Source organism: Desulfovermiculus halophilus DSM 18834, from assembly GCF_000620765.1.
Lineage (GTDB): Bacteria > Desulfobacterota > Desulfovibrionia > Desulfovibrionales > Desulfothermaceae > Desulfovermiculus > Desulfovermiculus halophilus.
This window is the reverse complement of sequence record NZ_JIAK01000023.1, coordinates 1-15,208: the sequence shown is the minus strand read 5'-3', so window position 1 is coordinate 15,208 and position 15,208 is coordinate 1. Positions and strand designations below refer to the sequence as shown.

General features: G+C 59.2%; 17 protein-coding genes. 12 read left to right on the top strand and 5 right to left on the bottom strand.

Features of this window, described 5'->3' with window-relative positions; all coding sequences use genetic code 11:
- Nucleotides 1-9: 9 nt before the first annotated feature.
- Nucleotides 10-888 carry a PHP domain-containing protein gene (locus tag N902_RS0111045; protein ID WP_027370983.1) on the bottom strand — a complete coding sequence of 293 codons (879 nt, stop codon included), beginning with the start codon at nucleotides 886-888 and terminating at the stop codon, nucleotides 10-12.
- A gap of 127 nt (nucleotides 889-1,015) precedes the next feature.
- Here N902_RS0111045 and N902_RS0111040 point away from each other — a divergent pair, with 127 nt between their 5' ends.
- The 4 genes from N902_RS0111040 to N902_RS0111025 all read left to right on the top strand — a co-directional run bounded on the left by N902_RS0111040 (nucleotide 1,016) and on the right by N902_RS0111025 (nucleotide 3,084).
- Entirely contained in the window at nucleotides 1,016-1,207 is a 192-nt protein-coding gene (locus N902_RS0111040; RefSeq protein WP_027370982.1) for a Trm112 family protein, read from the top strand.
- Nucleotides 1,186-1,782 carry an Hsp20/alpha crystallin family protein gene (locus N902_RS0111035; RefSeq protein ID WP_341830625.1) on the top strand — a complete coding sequence of 199 codons (597 nt, stop codon included), beginning with the start codon at nucleotides 1,186-1,188 and terminating at the stop codon, nucleotides 1,780-1,782. The genes N902_RS0111040 and N902_RS0111035 overlap by 22 nt, the downstream gene beginning before the upstream one ends.
- Before the next feature lie 13 nt (nucleotides 1,783-1,795).
- Nucleotides 1,796-2,155, top strand: a complete 360-nt coding sequence (locus N902_RS0111030; protein WP_027370980.1) for an Hsp20/alpha crystallin family protein — start codon at nucleotides 1,796-1,798, stop codon at nucleotides 2,153-2,155.
- Between the two features lie 107 nt (nucleotides 2,156-2,262).
- The gene (locus N902_RS0111025; protein WP_027370979.1) at nucleotides 2,263-3,084 is read left to right on the top strand and encodes a TatD family hydrolase; all 822 of its coding nucleotides are present in this window, start codon (nucleotides 2,263-2,265) and stop codon (nucleotides 3,082-3,084) included.
- Nucleotides 3,085-3,112: 28 nt separating this feature from the next.
- Here N902_RS0111025 and N902_RS0111020 read toward each other — a convergent pair whose 3' ends face one another.
- From N902_RS0111020 to N902_RS0111005, 4 genes are all read right to left on the bottom strand, one after another.
- Complete coding sequence (locus N902_RS0111020) at nucleotides 3,113-3,832, bottom strand: cyclic nucleotide-binding domain-containing protein (RefSeq protein ID WP_027370978.1); 720 nt, start codon at nucleotides 3,830-3,832, stop codon at nucleotides 3,113-3,115.
- Nucleotides 3,825-5,441: an MBL fold metallo-hydrolase RNA specificity domain-containing protein gene (locus tag N902_RS17520; RefSeq protein ID WP_034622582.1), complete on the bottom strand. Its 1,617-nt coding sequence runs from the start codon at nucleotides 5,439-5,441 to the stop codon at nucleotides 3,825-3,827. The genes N902_RS0111020 and N902_RS17520 overlap by 8 nt, the downstream gene beginning before the upstream one ends.
- Nucleotides 5,442-5,528: 87 nt before the next feature.
- Nucleotides 5,529-5,759 (bottom strand): DUF4911 domain-containing protein, encoded by a 231-nt coding sequence (locus N902_RS17515; protein ID WP_051564525.1) that lies wholly within the window; start codon nucleotides 5,757-5,759, stop codon nucleotides 5,529-5,531.
- A 44-nt stretch (nucleotides 5,760-5,803) separates the two neighbouring features.
- A complete protein-coding gene (locus N902_RS0111005; RefSeq protein WP_027370977.1) occupies nucleotides 5,804-6,871 on the bottom strand; it encodes a M24 family metallopeptidase in 1,068 nt (355 codons plus the stop codon).
- A 276-nt stretch (nucleotides 6,872-7,147) separates the two neighbouring features.
- Between N902_RS0111005 and N902_RS0111000 the strand changes: the two genes are divergently transcribed.
- The 8 genes from N902_RS0111000 (at nucleotide 7,148) to dnaB (ending at nucleotide 15,150) form a co-directional block, all read left to right on the top strand.
- Nucleotides 7,148-8,638 (top strand): adenylate/guanylate cyclase domain-containing protein, encoded by a 1,491-nt coding sequence (locus N902_RS0111000; protein WP_027370976.1) that lies wholly within the window; start codon nucleotides 7,148-7,150, stop codon nucleotides 8,636-8,638.
- A gap of 55 nt (nucleotides 8,639-8,693) precedes the next feature.
- Nucleotides 8,694-9,263, top strand: a complete 570-nt coding sequence (gene hslV / locus N902_RS0110995; protein WP_279614660.1) for an ATP-dependent protease subunit HslV — start codon at nucleotides 8,694-8,696, stop codon at nucleotides 9,261-9,263.
- 3 nt (nucleotides 9,264-9,266) lie between these two features.
- On the top strand, nucleotides 9,267-10,628 hold the full coding sequence (gene hslU, locus N902_RS0110990) for an ATP-dependent protease ATPase subunit HslU (protein ID WP_027370974.1): 1,362 nt from the start codon (nucleotides 9,267-9,269) through the stop codon (nucleotides 10,626-10,628).
- A 67-nt stretch (nucleotides 10,629-10,695) separates the two neighbouring features.
- A complete protein-coding gene (locus tag N902_RS0110985; protein ID WP_027370973.1) occupies nucleotides 10,696-12,588 on the top strand; it encodes a SurA N-terminal domain-containing protein in 1,893 nt (630 codons plus the stop codon).
- A gap of 90 nt (nucleotides 12,589-12,678) precedes the next feature.
- A complete protein-coding gene (gene rpsF, locus N902_RS0110980) occupies nucleotides 12,679-12,993 on the top strand; it encodes a 30S ribosomal protein S6 (protein ID WP_027370972.1) in 315 nt (104 codons plus the stop codon).
- A 3-nt stretch (nucleotides 12,994-12,996) separates the two neighbouring features.
- Nucleotides 12,997-13,251, top strand: a complete 255-nt coding sequence (rpsR, locus tag N902_RS0110975) for a 30S ribosomal protein S18 (protein ID WP_027370971.1) — start codon at nucleotides 12,997-12,999, stop codon at nucleotides 13,249-13,251.
- An 8-nt stretch (nucleotides 13,252-13,259) separates the two neighbouring features.
- Nucleotides 13,260-13,736, top strand: coding sequence for a 50S ribosomal protein L9 (gene rplI, locus N902_RS17510; RefSeq protein WP_034622576.1), 477 nt, complete (start codon nucleotides 13,260-13,262; stop codon nucleotides 13,734-13,736).
- Nucleotides 13,699-15,150, top strand: a complete 1,452-nt coding sequence (gene dnaB / locus N902_RS0110965) for a replicative DNA helicase (protein ID WP_027370970.1) — start codon at nucleotides 13,699-13,701, stop codon at nucleotides 15,148-15,150. The genes rplI and dnaB overlap by 38 nt, the downstream gene beginning before the upstream one ends.
- The last annotated feature ends 58 nt before the right edge of the window (nucleotides 15,151-15,208 follow it).

Genomic DNA, 15,208 nt, shown 5'->3' with positions numbered 1-15,208 from the left:
TGCGGTGCTTCACCCGGTCTGCCTAATCTCCACCGGCAGGCCCTGCCGCCTTCGGGCAGCCTTCATTTTTTCCACCAGGCTGTAGGGCAGGTCAAGGTCCCCGCGGCCCCTTCCCAGGCTGATATCCGGCTTGATCCGGCCGTGAAAGTCCGATCCCCCGCTGAGCACGAGGTTCAGGTCCCGGGCCAGGGAGGCATACAGCCGGGTCTGCTCCGCAGTGTGCTCAGGGTAATACACCTCCAGGCCGTCCAGCCCCATGGCCTGCATGTGCTTCAGGTGCGCAGTGAACTCCTGGTTTGTCATGCGCAGGGAGTATGGATGGGCCAGGATCACCGTGGCCTGCTCCTGCTTCAGAATCGAAATTGCCTGCCCGGCCGAGAGCTTGACCTTGGGCACATAGGCCTGACCCGTGGAGCCGACAAACCGGGCAAAGGCCTGTTCAAGACTGTCGACCACGCCCTTGTGGACCAGGGTCTGGGCGATATGCGGCCTGCCGATGCTTTCCCCTTTGGCCTGTTCTTTGACTTCCCGGTCTGCAATGGATATACCCAGGGAACGCAGGGCGGCCATGATCCGTTCGTTGCGCTGCCTGCGCATATCCTGCAGCCAGGCCAGTGTCGCCTGGAGCTTTGGTGGTCGGACAGGTATCCACAGGCCCAAAAGATGCATGAAGCCTTTGGGGGACTGCACGTTTAGTTCACAACCCGGGATGACTTCCAGCCCCTGTTCCTGTCCTGCCAGGAGAGCCTGGTGCAGCCCGGAGACGGTGTCGTGATCCGTCAGGGCCAGGGCCCGCAGACCGGCCTTTTTGCCGGCCCGGACCAGCTCTTCCGGGGAGAGGCTGCCGTCGGATGCGGTGCTGTGGGTATGCAGATCGATTTCAGACATATCGGGCGTTCGTATTCGTTCAGGGGACCTATACGCGTACGGCTCTTCTTGTTTCCCCGGACGCATGTGGATATACGCTACCCTGGACTGCCTGGCAAGATGCAATGATCAAACCCTTGGAGGGAACATGGCATTAAACAAGGAGCTACTGGATATCCTGGTCTGCCCGGAATGCAAGGGGGATTTGGAACTGACCGCCCAGGAAGACGGCCTCATCTGCCGGTCCTGTGCAGTGGTCTATCCCATCCGGGACGAGATACCCATAATGCTTGTAGAAGAAGCTGTTGACCTGCAGAAGTGGCCGGAAGAGGGTCGGTAGCCGGCCTCCGGCAGGCAAAACCCACAAGGCCGGGGAATATTCGCACGCCGATTTCTGTTCTTGATCCACCTCCATATATTGACAGCCTGCCCAGAGTGCTTATTTATGCAAGTAACGCAGAATACCCGCAGGAGTCCGGAAATAAACAGGAGGTGGAAATTATGGTTCTCGATTTTACCAGCCTTTATGATTTTCCCCGGAATATAGAGAGAGTGTTTGATGAGTTGTGGCATCCTGTCAATCTGAGTCAGCGCAGGCTTGCCTATCCGCCGTTAAATATCAGCGAAGATGACAGCAATATTTATATCCGGGGTGAACTGCCGGGAATGAATATTGACGACATCGATGTCACCTTGTCCGATGAGAGCCTTATAATCAAAGGTGAACGCAAGACAGAGCCTGGACGCTATTTTCGGCAGGAGAGGCCCACAGGATCATTTCAGCGTATAGTGAATTTAAATGTGAAGATCGAACGGGACAAAGTAAGCGCGCGGATGAAGGATGGACTGCTGCAGATTACTTTGCCCAAGGCCGAGGAAATCAAACCCAAACAGATCAGCATCGAAACCGCCTAAGGGGGGAGAGGCCATGACTGAAATGACCACGAGCAGGGAATTGCCCCGTATCCGCCCGGCAGCAGATATTTTGCAGGAAAACGAGGCATTCTACATCCTCATGGATATGCCGGGAGTCAAGAGTGACGATCTGGTTATATCAGCGGACAAGAACACCTTGACCGTTGAGGCGGATACCTCCTACGAGCACAACCAGACAGAACGGTTCATCGAGAATGAGTTCGGAAATGTCCACTATATCCGCAAGTTCACCCTTTCCGACGCGGTGGATGCAAACAATATCAAGGCCAACCTGAAGAACGGACTGCTCAAGCTGCATCTGCCCAAGGCTGAAGAACTCAAGCCGCGGAAGATCGAAATCCAGCAAGACTGATCCCAGCCGGCGCAAGGCTGAAAACGAGACAGAAAGGCCGGGTCACACCCGGCCTTTCTGCGTTCACCGCACCAGGTGCACGCGCATACCTTACGAGCATGGAGATTATGTCCAAGAAACGAAAAAGACCGACCCCGGAAAGCCTCGCTGTGGCGGGGCATGGAGTGGATACCCACGCCCATTTGGATCTGCCGGAGCTCAAAGATGATGTCTCCCAGGTCCTGGGAAGGGCGGAGCAGACCGGCCTGGCCCATATCGGCAACGTGTTCCTCGGCCCCCAGGCCTATGAGCAGAATAAGGACCTGTTTGCCCATCGGCCCCAGGTGTTTTTCGTCCTGGGGGTTCATCCCCACGGGGCCCGGGATGCGGACCATGGATGTCTGGTCCGGATCCAGGAGGCAATAGAGGAGGATGACCGGATCAAGGCCGTGGGCGAGATCGGGCTGGACTATTACCGGGACCGCGCCCCCCGCAACCTGCAGCAGGATGCATTCCAGGCTCAACTGGAGCTGGCCAGGGACCTGGATCTTCCAGTGGTAATTCATTCCCGGGATGCCGAGGAGGATACCCTGCGCATCCTGGATCGGGCAGGGTATGCCCAGCGTCCATTGCTCTGGCACTGCTTTGGAGGCGGCCCGGACTTGGCGGCAGAGATCCTCAGCCGGGGGTGGCGGATATCCATACCTGGCACGGTGACCTATTCCAAAGCCACCGGGATCCAGGAAGCGGTGCGGACCATCCCCCGCTCCAGGATGGTTCTGGAGACGGACTGCCCGTTTTTGGCCCCGGAACCCTATCGGGGAAAGCGCAATGAACCGGCCATGACCATCTTTACCGCCTTGAAGGTGGCAGAGCTTACAGGGCAGGACCCAGTCCAGATATGGGAAGAGACCGGACAAAACGCCCGGGAGTTCTTCGACCTTACTTAGGTTTGAGGCCTGCTCCGGGCTCCAGGTCTCACCGGGAGTGCAGCCCGGCGTTAGCGGCCTGCAGCCTCTGGCTGAGCCCCTGGATCACCCGCCAGCTGAGCTCAGGATAGTCGGACACGATTTGGGGCAGAAGACGGGCTGGATAGGCTTCCAGGGTTGACCGGCCCAGGGAGCGGACAGTCGCTGTCCGGGGCTGGCCCAGGACAGCGGCCATCTCTCCGAAGAACTCTCCGGGCTGATCCAGGATGGAAAGGACGGTTCCCTGCCGGGAAACCTCCAGTCCCTGGTCGGTGGCAATTATCCGGTATACCTGGTCTGTTCTTTCCCCTTCCCGGATGACGGTCTCTCCGCGCTCAACGTTCAGAATCCGCCCCAGAAAAGCACGTTCGTTGTTTCCCCTGCCGGAAAAGCTTGATCGTTCCCATTCATAGTGGAGCTGTCTGGCCAGGCTGAACAGGACCCTCTCCGCCATTTGGGGGGCATCCAGCAGGGCCTCGGGGACGTGCTCCAGGGCAAAGGCGGCCAGGCGGCATTCATTCTCAGCCAGGGCGGTGCACGGGTGCAGGCAGTCCGGGGCGTAGGCACCGTCCAGCCCCAGGATGTGGCCGGCAGTGAGTCTGCCTCCGGACCAGCCGTTGCGCCACAGGCTGACCTCGCCGTGCAGCAGGTGATAGACGGCTTCTACGCGTTCATTCTGGGCAAAGATCCTATCTCCGGGTGAAACAGTGATGAACGACGGCTCAGGCATCTTTCTCTCCAAGCATGGTCTGCAGGTCCTGGTACCAGGATTGCAGCCGGTCCAGGTCTTCCTCGTCCAGGTTTTTGGCCCATTCTGGATCCTGAATCTTTTTTTTCAGCTCCTTGATCAACCGTTCCACATCGATCACAGAGTTGTATGTGGCAGCAGCAAAGTCCGCCTCACCGGTCTCCTTGGCAAAAACCTCCTCTACTTCCTGGCGGGGCTTGAGGAGCAGGCTCTCTTTCCACTGGGGAATGTGGACCTCAAAACCGATGCGGCTGCGTATGGCCTGGGCCAGGGCGGTGCTCGCCCTTTCCTCCCCATGGACCAGATACACCTTGGGATGATTGCGGAAGTGCCCGATCCAGGTCAAAAGGCCGCTTTGATCCGCATGGGCTGAAAATCCGCCAATAGTGAACACCTTGGCCCGGACTGATATGTTTTCGCCCAGGACCTTGACCTTCTTGGCTCCGTCCACAAGCATCCGGCCGGTACTCCCGGCGACCTGAAAGCCGACAATGACCACACTGCATCCTTGCCGCCACAGATTGTGCTTGAGATGGTGCACTATGCGCCCGGCGGTGCACATGCCATTGCCGGCGATAATAATCGCCGGGCCCTGTCTGGCGTTCAGGTCCATTGATTCCTGAGTGGAGGAGGTGAAGGTCAGGTCCGGGAGGTCAAAAGGGTCCACCCCCCTGCTGACCAGGGCCCGGGCATCCTGGTCGTAATCCCTGGGATTTTGTCGGAAGATCTCAGTGGCCTTGATCGCCAGGGGACTGTCCAGAAAGACCGGGATGTCCGGAAGACGGCCCTGGCGGTGAAATTCGCCCAGGATATACAGGATCTCCTGGGTCCGCTCCACGGCAAAGGCCGGAATGAGCACCTTTTCACCGGCCCGGGCGCTGTACATGATGGCCTGGAGCAGTTCTTCCTTGCTCTGGTCAAAGGACCGGTGATTGCGGTCCCCATAGGTTGACTCCACAAACAGGTGGTCGGCATTCAAGATCTGATGGGGATCCTGGACAATGAGCTGGTCTTCCTGTCCCAGGTCTCCGGAAAAGATGACCTTCATCTCCTCATCCTGGTCCCTGGTCCACAGCTCGACAATGGAAGATCCGAGGATGTGCCCGGCGTTGCGGAATCTGACCTGCAGATCGGGTTCAAGCTCAATCATCTCGTCCCGCTGCACCGGATGGATATATTCCATGACCTTTTCCGCATCCTCTTGGGTGTACAGCGGATCCACCGGGGCAAGGCCCTGGCGTTTTCTCTTCTTCGATTCCCATTCAGCCTGCATCTCCTGGATATGGGCGGAGTCCAGGAGCATGATCCGGCACAGCTCAGCGGTGGGATGGGTGGTCAAAATTCTGCCCCGGAATCCGTCTTTGACCAGTTTGGGAATCCGGCCGCTGTGGTCGATATGGGCATGGGTCAAGAGCAAGGCATCGATGCCTGCCGGATCAAAGTCCCAGTCCGACCAGTTCCGGCGTTCGATCTTTTTCGGGCCCTGGAAGAGGCCGCAGTCCACAAGGTATTTCTTGCCGGAGTCGGTCCGGAGTAGGAAGTTGGAGCCGGTGACGGTTTGGGTGGCTCCCAGACAGGTCACTTTGAGCATACGGCCTCGCTTACTAATGGGTGCGAAATGTTCTTTACATTACGCTCCCATGATTTGTCCCACCTAACTTAGCTGAAACTCACCTGATCATGGGGTGGCAAAGGCAAAGGAGCTGCCGGGGACCGGCAGCCTCTCCACGTGCATTTCATCCTCCATCCGGCGCACAAAGTCCTCCACTTCCTGCAGCTGGCCCGGAGCAAAGCTCAGTCTGATCGCTGCCTCGAATCTGTCCACCACGGTCATCAGGGCCAGGTTGTGCTCGCCTTCCAGCATGAACTTGAAAAAGGCGATTTCCCGCCGGGGGATGCGGATGTACATGCGTTGCGACCATGTGGGGGGCGGGGGCGGAACGGCGGACTTCTTCACAGGACTTCGGCCCCGTCTTCGGTGACCACCACCATGTGTTCCCAGCGGATCCCGCCCCATTCGGGGTAGTACAGCCCTGGCTCTATTGTAATGACCATGCCGGGCAGGAGCACACCCTGGGCCTTGGGGCCCAGCCCGGGGTACTCATGGGTCTCCAGACCGATGCCGTGCCCCAGGGCATGGGTGAAATATTCGGCAACACCATGCTGGTCAAAGTAGGCCCAGGCCGTTTGGTAGAGATCCTTGATCTCCATCCCCGGCCTGACCGCGGAGATAGCCTTGTGCTGAGCGCCCTGGACCAGGTCCAGGGTACGCTGGAATCGATCGCTTGGTTTGGATCCCGCCCAGAAGGTCCGGGTCTGGTCGGAGCAGTACTCCTGACAGCGCCCGCCGACATCGACCAGGAGCAGGCAGTCGGAACTGAGCTGATCGGGGCCCGGGATGGAATGAGGCAGGGCCGCGTTCTGATTCACGGCCACAATGGGCGAAAAAGCCAGTTCGCTGGCCCCGTTTTCCCGGAAGCAGCGCTCGATGCGCCAGGCCAGCTCCTGCTCGGTCCGCCCGGGCTCCAGCCAGGAGGGCAGGGAGGAAAAAACATGATGATTCAAGGTGCAGGAGGCGCGCATGTGCTCCAGCTCGACCTCATCCTTTACTGTCCGCAGCTCTTCTGTCAGCCCCACATGGGGGATGAGGTCCAGCTTGGTATTCAGGGCGGCAAAGAGCTCGTGGCTCATGATCCTGGTTTCAAACCCGATCCTGGCATAGGGCTGCTTGCCCAGGAACTCGGCCAGGGCCGGGGTCCTTTTGTTGCGGTAGATGAAGATATCCTCTTCCGGCCACAGACGTCTGGCCGCATCCAGATATCTGGGATCGGTGCAGAGCCGGTCCTTGCCATCTGCCGCGACGACCAGGGCGCCGGCGCTTTCGTTGCACTGGGGATCGTGGAGCTCAAAGCCGCTTAAATAATAACGGTTGGCCGGGTGGAGGACCAGGTAGGCATCCAGTCCCTGCTCGACCAGCTTTGCCCGCAGCTTCTCCCTTCGCTGCTCATAGATATCAGGCATGCTCTCTCCTTCATAATCGGCATTATGGGGCATCCTACGCCAGGCCCGGAAGAGGGTCAAACCGGTTGGAGGCCGGGGCAGCATTGTGTACAAGGTTCTTCGACGTAGGCTGTGGATTTTTGGAGTTCGCCATCTCTTATGCATGCAATTCCACTTCCAGTTTCAAAGAGCCTTCAACAGCCGGATTGTTGCCCGGCATTGCCGCCGCAGGGAAGATATGCTTATATGATGCGGCAAATTGACCTGTCATGATATCAGCAACAGGGAGGAGAGGGCATGTCTGTACGGCTGAAGCTGATTCTGGGAATCATGGGGATCGCCTTTCTGGCTTCCGGGGCGACCGGGTCGTATTTTTACTGGCAGGCCAAGGCATCCATGCTGACATCCATCAAGCAGCAGCTGAAAGCCTCGGCGGTGGTGGGGTCCAAGCTTGTGGACGGTTCCCGGGTGGAGAAGCTGCGTGGGCCGGAGCAAAGCTCGACCCAGGCCTACAAGGACCTGCAGAATCTGATGGGCAATCTGGCCCAGTCCACCCCGGAATTCTTGTATGCCTATATCATGCGCATCCGGGACGGAAAGGTCAGATTTGTAGTCGATTCCCCGCCCAGCGACGATGACGGAGACGGGAAGATCTCGGCGGATGAGATGCCGGCCCCTATCGGCGAGCCGTATCCAAACCCGCCCCGGGAGCTGCTCCAGGGCTTTGCCAGGCCCTCGGTGGATCCCGAGCCGTGGAAGGATAAATGGGGCTGGGCCATGTCCGGATATGCACCCATCACCACGGAGTCCGGCCGACAGGTCGGCCTCCTGGGCATCGACATGTCGGCCAACCGCATCCGGGACAAGCTGACAGAGATTCAGCGGGCGGGGGTAATCTCTCTGGGCTTGGCCCTGAGCCTGGCCTTGATCATGACCTGGATCCTGTCCAGGCAAATCCTTCATCCGGTGCGCTCCCTGCATGCAGCCATGCGGGCGGTGGGCAACGGAGATTTGGGACAGCGGCTTCCTGTGGGCCGCAAGGATGAGTTCGGGCAGTTGATGCAGCTGTTTAATCAAATGATACAGGCCCTGAGGGAAAAGGATCTGCTGAAGAGGAGTCTGGGCAAGGTCTTGCCTCCCTCGGTGACCCAGAGGCTGCAGGCCGGCGAGCTCCAGCTGGGTGGAGAGGTGGTCGAGGCCAGCATCCTGTTTTGCGATCTGAGGAACTTCACTGCCTTGAGCACCAAGCTGCCGCCGCACCTCCTGGTCAGTCTGCTCAATGAGTACTTTACCCGCATGGTCCGGGAAGCGGAGTTCAGGGGCGGGATGGTGGACAAGTTCGTGGGCGATTCCCTGATGGTTGTGTTTGAGCATTCTTCCGAAAGGAGGTCCGGAGGCGGGGACAGCAGGGAAGGGAATAGCGGCGGCAGCGATGCGGATCGAGCGGTGGAAGCGGCCTTGGCCATGATCGAAGAGTGCGACAGGCTGAACGAGAAGCAGCGTCTGGAAGGAGATTTCGCCTTGCAGAACTCCATCGGGCTGCACCGGGGCCCGGTTGTGGCCGGAAATATCGGCAGCCCGGAACGCATGGAGTACACCTGCATTGGTGACGCGGTCAATGTGGCGGCCAGGCTGGAGAAAGGCACCCGGGAGCTGCAGACCCGTCTGGCTATATCCAAAGAGTTCCATTCCCGGTTGACCACCACCTCAGCCCGGTTCCGCCAGGTGGGGGACGTGCAGCTCAAGGGCAGGGATGACGCGGTGGGAGTATTGGTCCTGGATGCTTGACAAGAGCTGCATTTCCAGCAAAGGGTGGCGTGACCTTATCCAAGGCAAATGACGATTGAGCACGTACCTGGAGGTGGATGTGAGCCAGAACGATTTTCACGGGACCACGATCCTGGCGGTCAAAACCCCGACCGGGGTGGCCATGGCTGGAGACGGGCAGGTGACAATGGGCCAGGCCGTGGTTTTAAAACACAAGGCTTTAAAAGTCAGACGGATGTATAAAGACAGGATCCTGGCCGGTTTTGCCGGAGCCACGGCCGATGCCTTCACCCTTTTTGAGCGGTTCGAGTCCAAGCTGGAGGCCTTCAGCGGCAATCTCCTCCGGGCCAGCGTGGAGTTGGCCAAGGACTGGCGCACGGACAAGTACCTGCGTAGGCTGGAGGCTCTGCTGGTTGTGGCCGACAAGAGTACGGTCCTGGTCCTGACTGGAACAGGAGACGTCATAGAGCCGGACGACGGGATTGTGGGTATTGGTTCCGGCGGGCCGTACGCCCAGGCTGCGGCCAAGGCATTGGTTGAACATACCCAGATGTCCGGGCGGGATATTGCGGAAAAGTCCATGCTCATCGCAGCCCAGATGTGTGTGTACACCAACGATCAATTCACTATTGAAGAGGTAGCATAGAGTATGCAGGCAACACTGACTCCGCCGCAGATAGTGGCTGAACTGAATAAATTTATTGTCGGCCAGGAAGATGCCAAGCGGATGGTGGCCATCGCCCTCCGCAATCGCTGGCGCCGCAGGCAGCTGGATCCGGAGCTCCAGGAAGAGGTGGCTCCCAAGAACATCATCATGATCGGTCCCACCGGGGTAGGCAAGACGGAAATAGCCCGCCGGCTGGCCAAGCTTGCCGGCTCCCCCTTCTTCAAGGTGGAGGCCTCCAAGTTCACCGAGGTGGGGTACGTGGGCCGGGATGTGGAATCCATGATCCGGGACCTGATGGAGATCGGGGTGAACATGGTCCGGCAGGAGGAAACGGACAAGGTCCGGGAAAAGGCTGCCCAGCAGGCTGAGGAATCCCTGCTGGATCTCTTGCTGCCCAACTCCAGGAGCAAGGGGTCGGCGGTCTCGGCCCAGGATGCGGACCCGGAGACCGGGCAGGAGCCGGAAAATCCGACCCGGGAGAAGTTCCGCCAGCTGTGGAGGGATGGGAAGCTGAACGACCGAATGGTGGAGGTGGAGGTAGAAGGTCAGGGGATGCAGATGGGCATGATGGCCATGCCCGGAATGGAAGACATGGAAATGCAGTTCCGGGACATGTTCAGCCGAATGTTTCCCAAGAAGAAAAAGACCAGAAAGATGAAGACCGTGGATGCCTACGAGCACCTGGTCCAGCAGGAATCGGAGCGGCTCATCGATCAGGACAAGGTGGTGGAGCTGGCCAAGGAGCGGGTGGAGCAAAGTGGAATCATCTTCCTGGACGAGCTGGACAAGGTCTGTGCCTCCCAAAGCGGCAGCCAGCAGACCGACATCTCCAGGGAAGGCGTGCAGCGGGATCTTTTGCCGGTTGTGGAAGGATGCGTGGTGAACACCAAGTACGGCATGCTGCGCACCGACCACATACTGTTCATCGCCGCCGGGGCGTTTCACTATTCCAAGCCCTCGGATCTCATTCCCGAGCTGCAGGGCCGTTTCCCTCTGCGGGTGGAGCTCGGTCCATTGCAGCAGCAGGAGTTCTATCAGATCCTGACCGAGCCCCAGAATTCTCTGACCGTTCAATACCGGGCCCTGCTGGAAACCGAAGGGCTGGAGGTGGAGTTCCATCCGGAAGGGCTGTGGGAGCTTGCTTCCTATGCCCAGCGGATCAATGAGGAAACCGAGAACATCGGGGCCAGACGCCTGTATACCCTGCTGGAAAAGGTGCTGCACGAGCTCTCCTTTTCCGCAGCCGAGCAGGAGGGGGAGAAGGTGGTCATCGATGCCCACTACGTCCAGGATCAGCTCAAGGATATTGAAGAAAACCGGGACTTGAGCCGGTATATCCTGTAGGGAGCATGGACGCACCTTATTGTGATGCATTCCTGTCTGTCTCGGACCACTAAAGAACGGAGAAAATATGCTTGAAGCCATCCGCAATAATGCCCAGTCCTGGGGGGTCAAGCTCCTGTTTGCCATCATCGTCCTGGTTTTTGTCTTCTGGGGGGTGGGCAGCTTCCGGGACTCAAAGCGCCAGGTGGTAGCCACGGTAGGGGATCAGGAAATCGGGATGCGGGAGTTCGTCCAGACCTATCAGCGTCAGGTGGAGACCCTTCGACGCCAGCGCGGCGAGGTGACCTCCCGGGACCTGCAGGAAATGGACCTCAAGCGCCAGGTCCTGGACCAGATGATCAATGAGCGCCTGATTCGGGCCAAGGCACAGGAGCTCGGGCTTTTTGTCGGCTCCGGCCAAGTGCGGACCAGGATCAGGGAAATGGGCGTTTTCCATGGGGACAACGCCACCTTTGATCCGCGCAGGTACCAGACCATGCTGCGGATGAACAATCTCAATCCGGCCCAGTTTGAATCCGATATCCGTATGGACCTGGTCAGCTCTTCTCTGCGCCAGGCGGTCGTGTCCCCGGTTCAGGTCCGGGAGGCGGAGGCCAGAGACATGTTCGACTATGTCCAGGCCAAGGCCCGGATCGATTACGTCCAGTTTCCGGTCCAGGATTACATGGACCAGGTCACAGTAGATGCAGAGGATGTCCAGGCCTACTACCAGGAGCACAAGAAGGATTACCAGGTGCCGGCCGCAATGCGTATGCAGGTCCTTAGAATCACCCCTGAGTCCCTGGCTGACAATCAGGAGATCAATGCGGAGGAAATTGCAGGCTACTACCAGGATCATCAAAAGCAGTTCTCCAGGCCGGAGCAGGTGAAGGCCAGGCATATTCTGGTCCAGGTGGGCGAGGATGCTGCCCAGGATGAGGTGGAGCAGGCCAGGCAGAAGATCGCCGAAGCCGTGGAGCGCCTGGAGCAGGGAGCGGAGTTCGCCCAGGTAGCCGGGGAGGTCTCCGAGGGGCCGAGCGCCGCAGAAGGGGGAGATCTGGGCTGGTTCGGCCGCGGGTCCATGGTCCAGGCCTTTGAAGATGCGGCTTTTGCCCTGCAGCCGGGCGAGATCAGCGAGCCGGTGCGGACCAGGTTCGGCTTTCATCTGATCAGGGTCGAGGACCGGCGGGAAGCAGGGGTGCAGCCCCTGGACCAGGTTCGGGAGGGGATCGAGCAGCGTCTGGCCGAGGACAAGGCCATGGGCCAGCTCGAGGACAAGCTGGATGAAGTGCTGCAGATTGTGCTCACATCACAGGATATGCACCAGGCTGCCGAGGCTGTGGGCCTGGAGGTGGAGGAGATGGGACCGTTCGGCTCACAGAATCCCCCGTCCGGGCTCGGGCTGAATCAGGAGCAGGTGCAGAGGCTGATGGAGATGAATGCCGGGGAGATCACCGAGAGCCCGATCATGCTGGAGGACGGCTACCTGATGGTCAAGAAGACTGAGCATGAGCCGGCTCATGTCCCTGAGCTGAAAGAGATACAAGACCGGGTCCGCACTGCCTTTGCCCGGGATAAGGCCAAGGAGCTGGCACACAGTGCTGCCCAGGACGCCCTGCACAAGCTTGGGCAGGAGGCAACGGTCCAGGAGCTGGGGCTGCAGACGACGTCCAGCCGGCAGTTCACCAGACGCGGGGCCATTCCCGGGCTGGGCAAAAACCAGGACCTGGCCCGGGATGCCTTTGCAGCAGACCCTGGAAAGTGGCTGCAGCAGCCGTACTTTTTGGCTCAGGCATGGGTTGTGGCCAGGCTGGCCGAGATCACGCCCCCGGAGGACGCGGCCTGGGAAGAACAAAAGGACTTCTGGGTGGAGAATGTGCGCCGGATGAAGCGGCAGACCCTGTTCCAGGCCTACTTGCAGGGGCTCAGGGAAGATGCCGAGATCTCGATTCTCGCTCCGGAGGCCTTAGAGTATTCCTGATCTTGACACGGCGTGCGCGGGGGGCTATGTTTCCTTCTTTGCCTTGTTCCAGGACAGTGATCTGGAACCACAGACCATAAGGAGAGCACGATGAACAGAAAGTTTGAGACCCTGCTGTTGTTCAGCCCGGACATCGGGTCCGAGGAGAGGCAGCAGGTTTTGGACGACGTGAGCCGGGTAGTGGGCGAATACTCCGGCCAGGTAGCGGAAGTTGACGACTGGGGCAAGCGGACGCTGGCCTATCCGGTCCAGAAGCACACCCGGGGGCACTATGTCCGTTTGGTCTACGGCGCGCTTGGATCAGCCGTCGCGGAGATAGAGCGCAGGATCCGGATTGCGGACGGTGTGCTCAAGTTCATGACCGTCAAGCTTGCCGACGAATTCCAACCGGTCGAGGAGGCCTAGCCCATGGCATTCAAGTTTACACCCCGGAAGAAGTACTGCCGGTTTTGTGCAGACAAGAACCTTCCTCTGGACTACAAGCGGCCTGATATCCTCCAGGATTTTGTCACCGAGCGGGGAAAGATCATCGCCCGGCGGATTACAGGCACCTGCGCCAAGCATCAGCGCAAACTGACGACGGAGATCAAGCGGGCCAGGCAAATGGCCCTTATGTACTACACTGCTGTTCACAGCTCAGAGGTCAAGAAAAAGACCGTGTAGGAGAGGATATGGAGGTCATTTTACGCACAGACATGGAAAATCTCGGCAAGCTGGGAGATGTGGTCAAGGTCAAGCCTGGGTATGCCCGGAACTATCTGATACCCAAGGAGCTGGCCATGCAGGCTACGCCCAGCAACCTGAAGGTCTTTGAACAGCAGCGCCGCAAACTGCAGGAAAAGCTGGACAAGGCCCGGGCCGAGGCCGAAAGCCTGGCCGGGAGGCTGGAAGAGACTGTCATTACTATTCCGGTTCGAGTCGGCGAGAGCGACAAGCTCTATGGCTCTGTGACCAGCGCCATGATCTCCGAGGCCTTGGCCCAGCAGGGTCTGGAGGTGGACAAGAAGGACATCGAGCTGGACAATCCCATCCGGAGCCTGGGCGAGCATCAGGTGCCGGTCAAGCTGTACTCTGGAGTGCGGCCTGAACTCAAGGTGAATGTGGTTCGGCATGGCGAAGAATCAGCCAGCAGCGGGGAAGGGGAGTAAGCGTACAGAGCACGATTCACAGGGTGCAAGCTCCCTGTCCCGGGTCAATGCCGACCTGGTAGGAAAGATCCCCCCCCAAAACATCGAAGCGGAACAGGCTGTTTTGGGGGGGGTTTTTTTACGCAACTCCCTCCTGCACACGTTGATCGACATCCTGCGGGCCGAGGACTTCTACTCCCCGGTGCATCGGATCATCTACCAGATCTTTCTGGATCTGTACCGGACCAATGTGCCCATTGATCTGGTTACTGTCGCAGATGAGCTTCAGAAGCGGGGCAAGCTGGACGATGTCGGCGGCGCCGTCTATCTGACCTCCCTGACCGAGTCCGTGGCCAGCGCGGCCAATGCTATGAGCTATGCCGGGATTGTCCGGGACAAGGCCGTGCGCAGGGAACTCATCCACGAGTCAGCCTCCATCATCTCCGAGGCCTTTGAGTCCTCCGACACTACAGAGTCCATCCTGGACCGGGCCGAGCAGCACATCTTCGGCATATCCGAGGGCCGGGTCAGGCCTGGATTCAAGATGAGCAAGGAGCTGGTCAACCAGGTCTTTGAGTACCTGGAGACCAGGTTCGAGCAGCGGGAGCTGATCACCGGGGTCCCCACCGGATACCACCAATTCGACGAAATAACCGCCGGCCTGCAGCGGACCGACTTGATCATTGTCGCCGGCCGGCCCAGCATGGGCAAGACGGCCTTCGGCCTGAACATCGCCATGCGCTCGGCCATTATGCACGAGGTCCCGGTGGCCATCTTTTCCCTGGAGATGTCCATGGAGCAGCTTATGATGCGTATGCTCTGCGCCTGGGGCAAGGTGGACTTGAGCCGTATGCGCAGCGGCTTTCTCCAGGACGAGGACTGGGCCCGCCTGTATCAGGCGGCTGAGGCCCTGTCCCAGGCCTCCATTGCCATTGACGACACTCCCTCTCTTGATCCCATGGAGCTTCGGGCCAGATGCCGAAGGATGAAGGGCGAAACCGGGCTTGGCCTGGTGGTCGTGGACTATCTGCAGCTGATGCACACCAGCCAGCGCAAGGACTCCAGAGAGCAGGAGATTTCCCATATATCCAGGAACTTGAAGTCTCTGGCCAAGGAGATCGATGTCCCGGTCGTGGCCCTGGCCCAGCTGAACCGCAAGGTGGAGGAACGGACCAACAAGCGGCCCATGCTTTCCGATCTTCGCGAGTCAGGGGCCATTGAGCAGGATGCGGACCTGATCGTGTTTTTGTACCGCGACGACGTGTACAATACCAGGGAGGACAACCCGGAAAAGGGCGTGGCCGAGATCATCGTTGGCAAACAGCGAAACGGACCGGTCGGAGTGGCCAAGCTGAAGTACTTCAGCTCCTGCACCGCGTTTGAGAACCTGGCGGCCATCCCTGAGCCCTCGGAGCAAGGCGGGATGGAGGAGTAGAGGTCAGTAGTGGGTGGACGGTGGACTGTGTGCCCACTTTCGGCCCGGTATTTTCTAA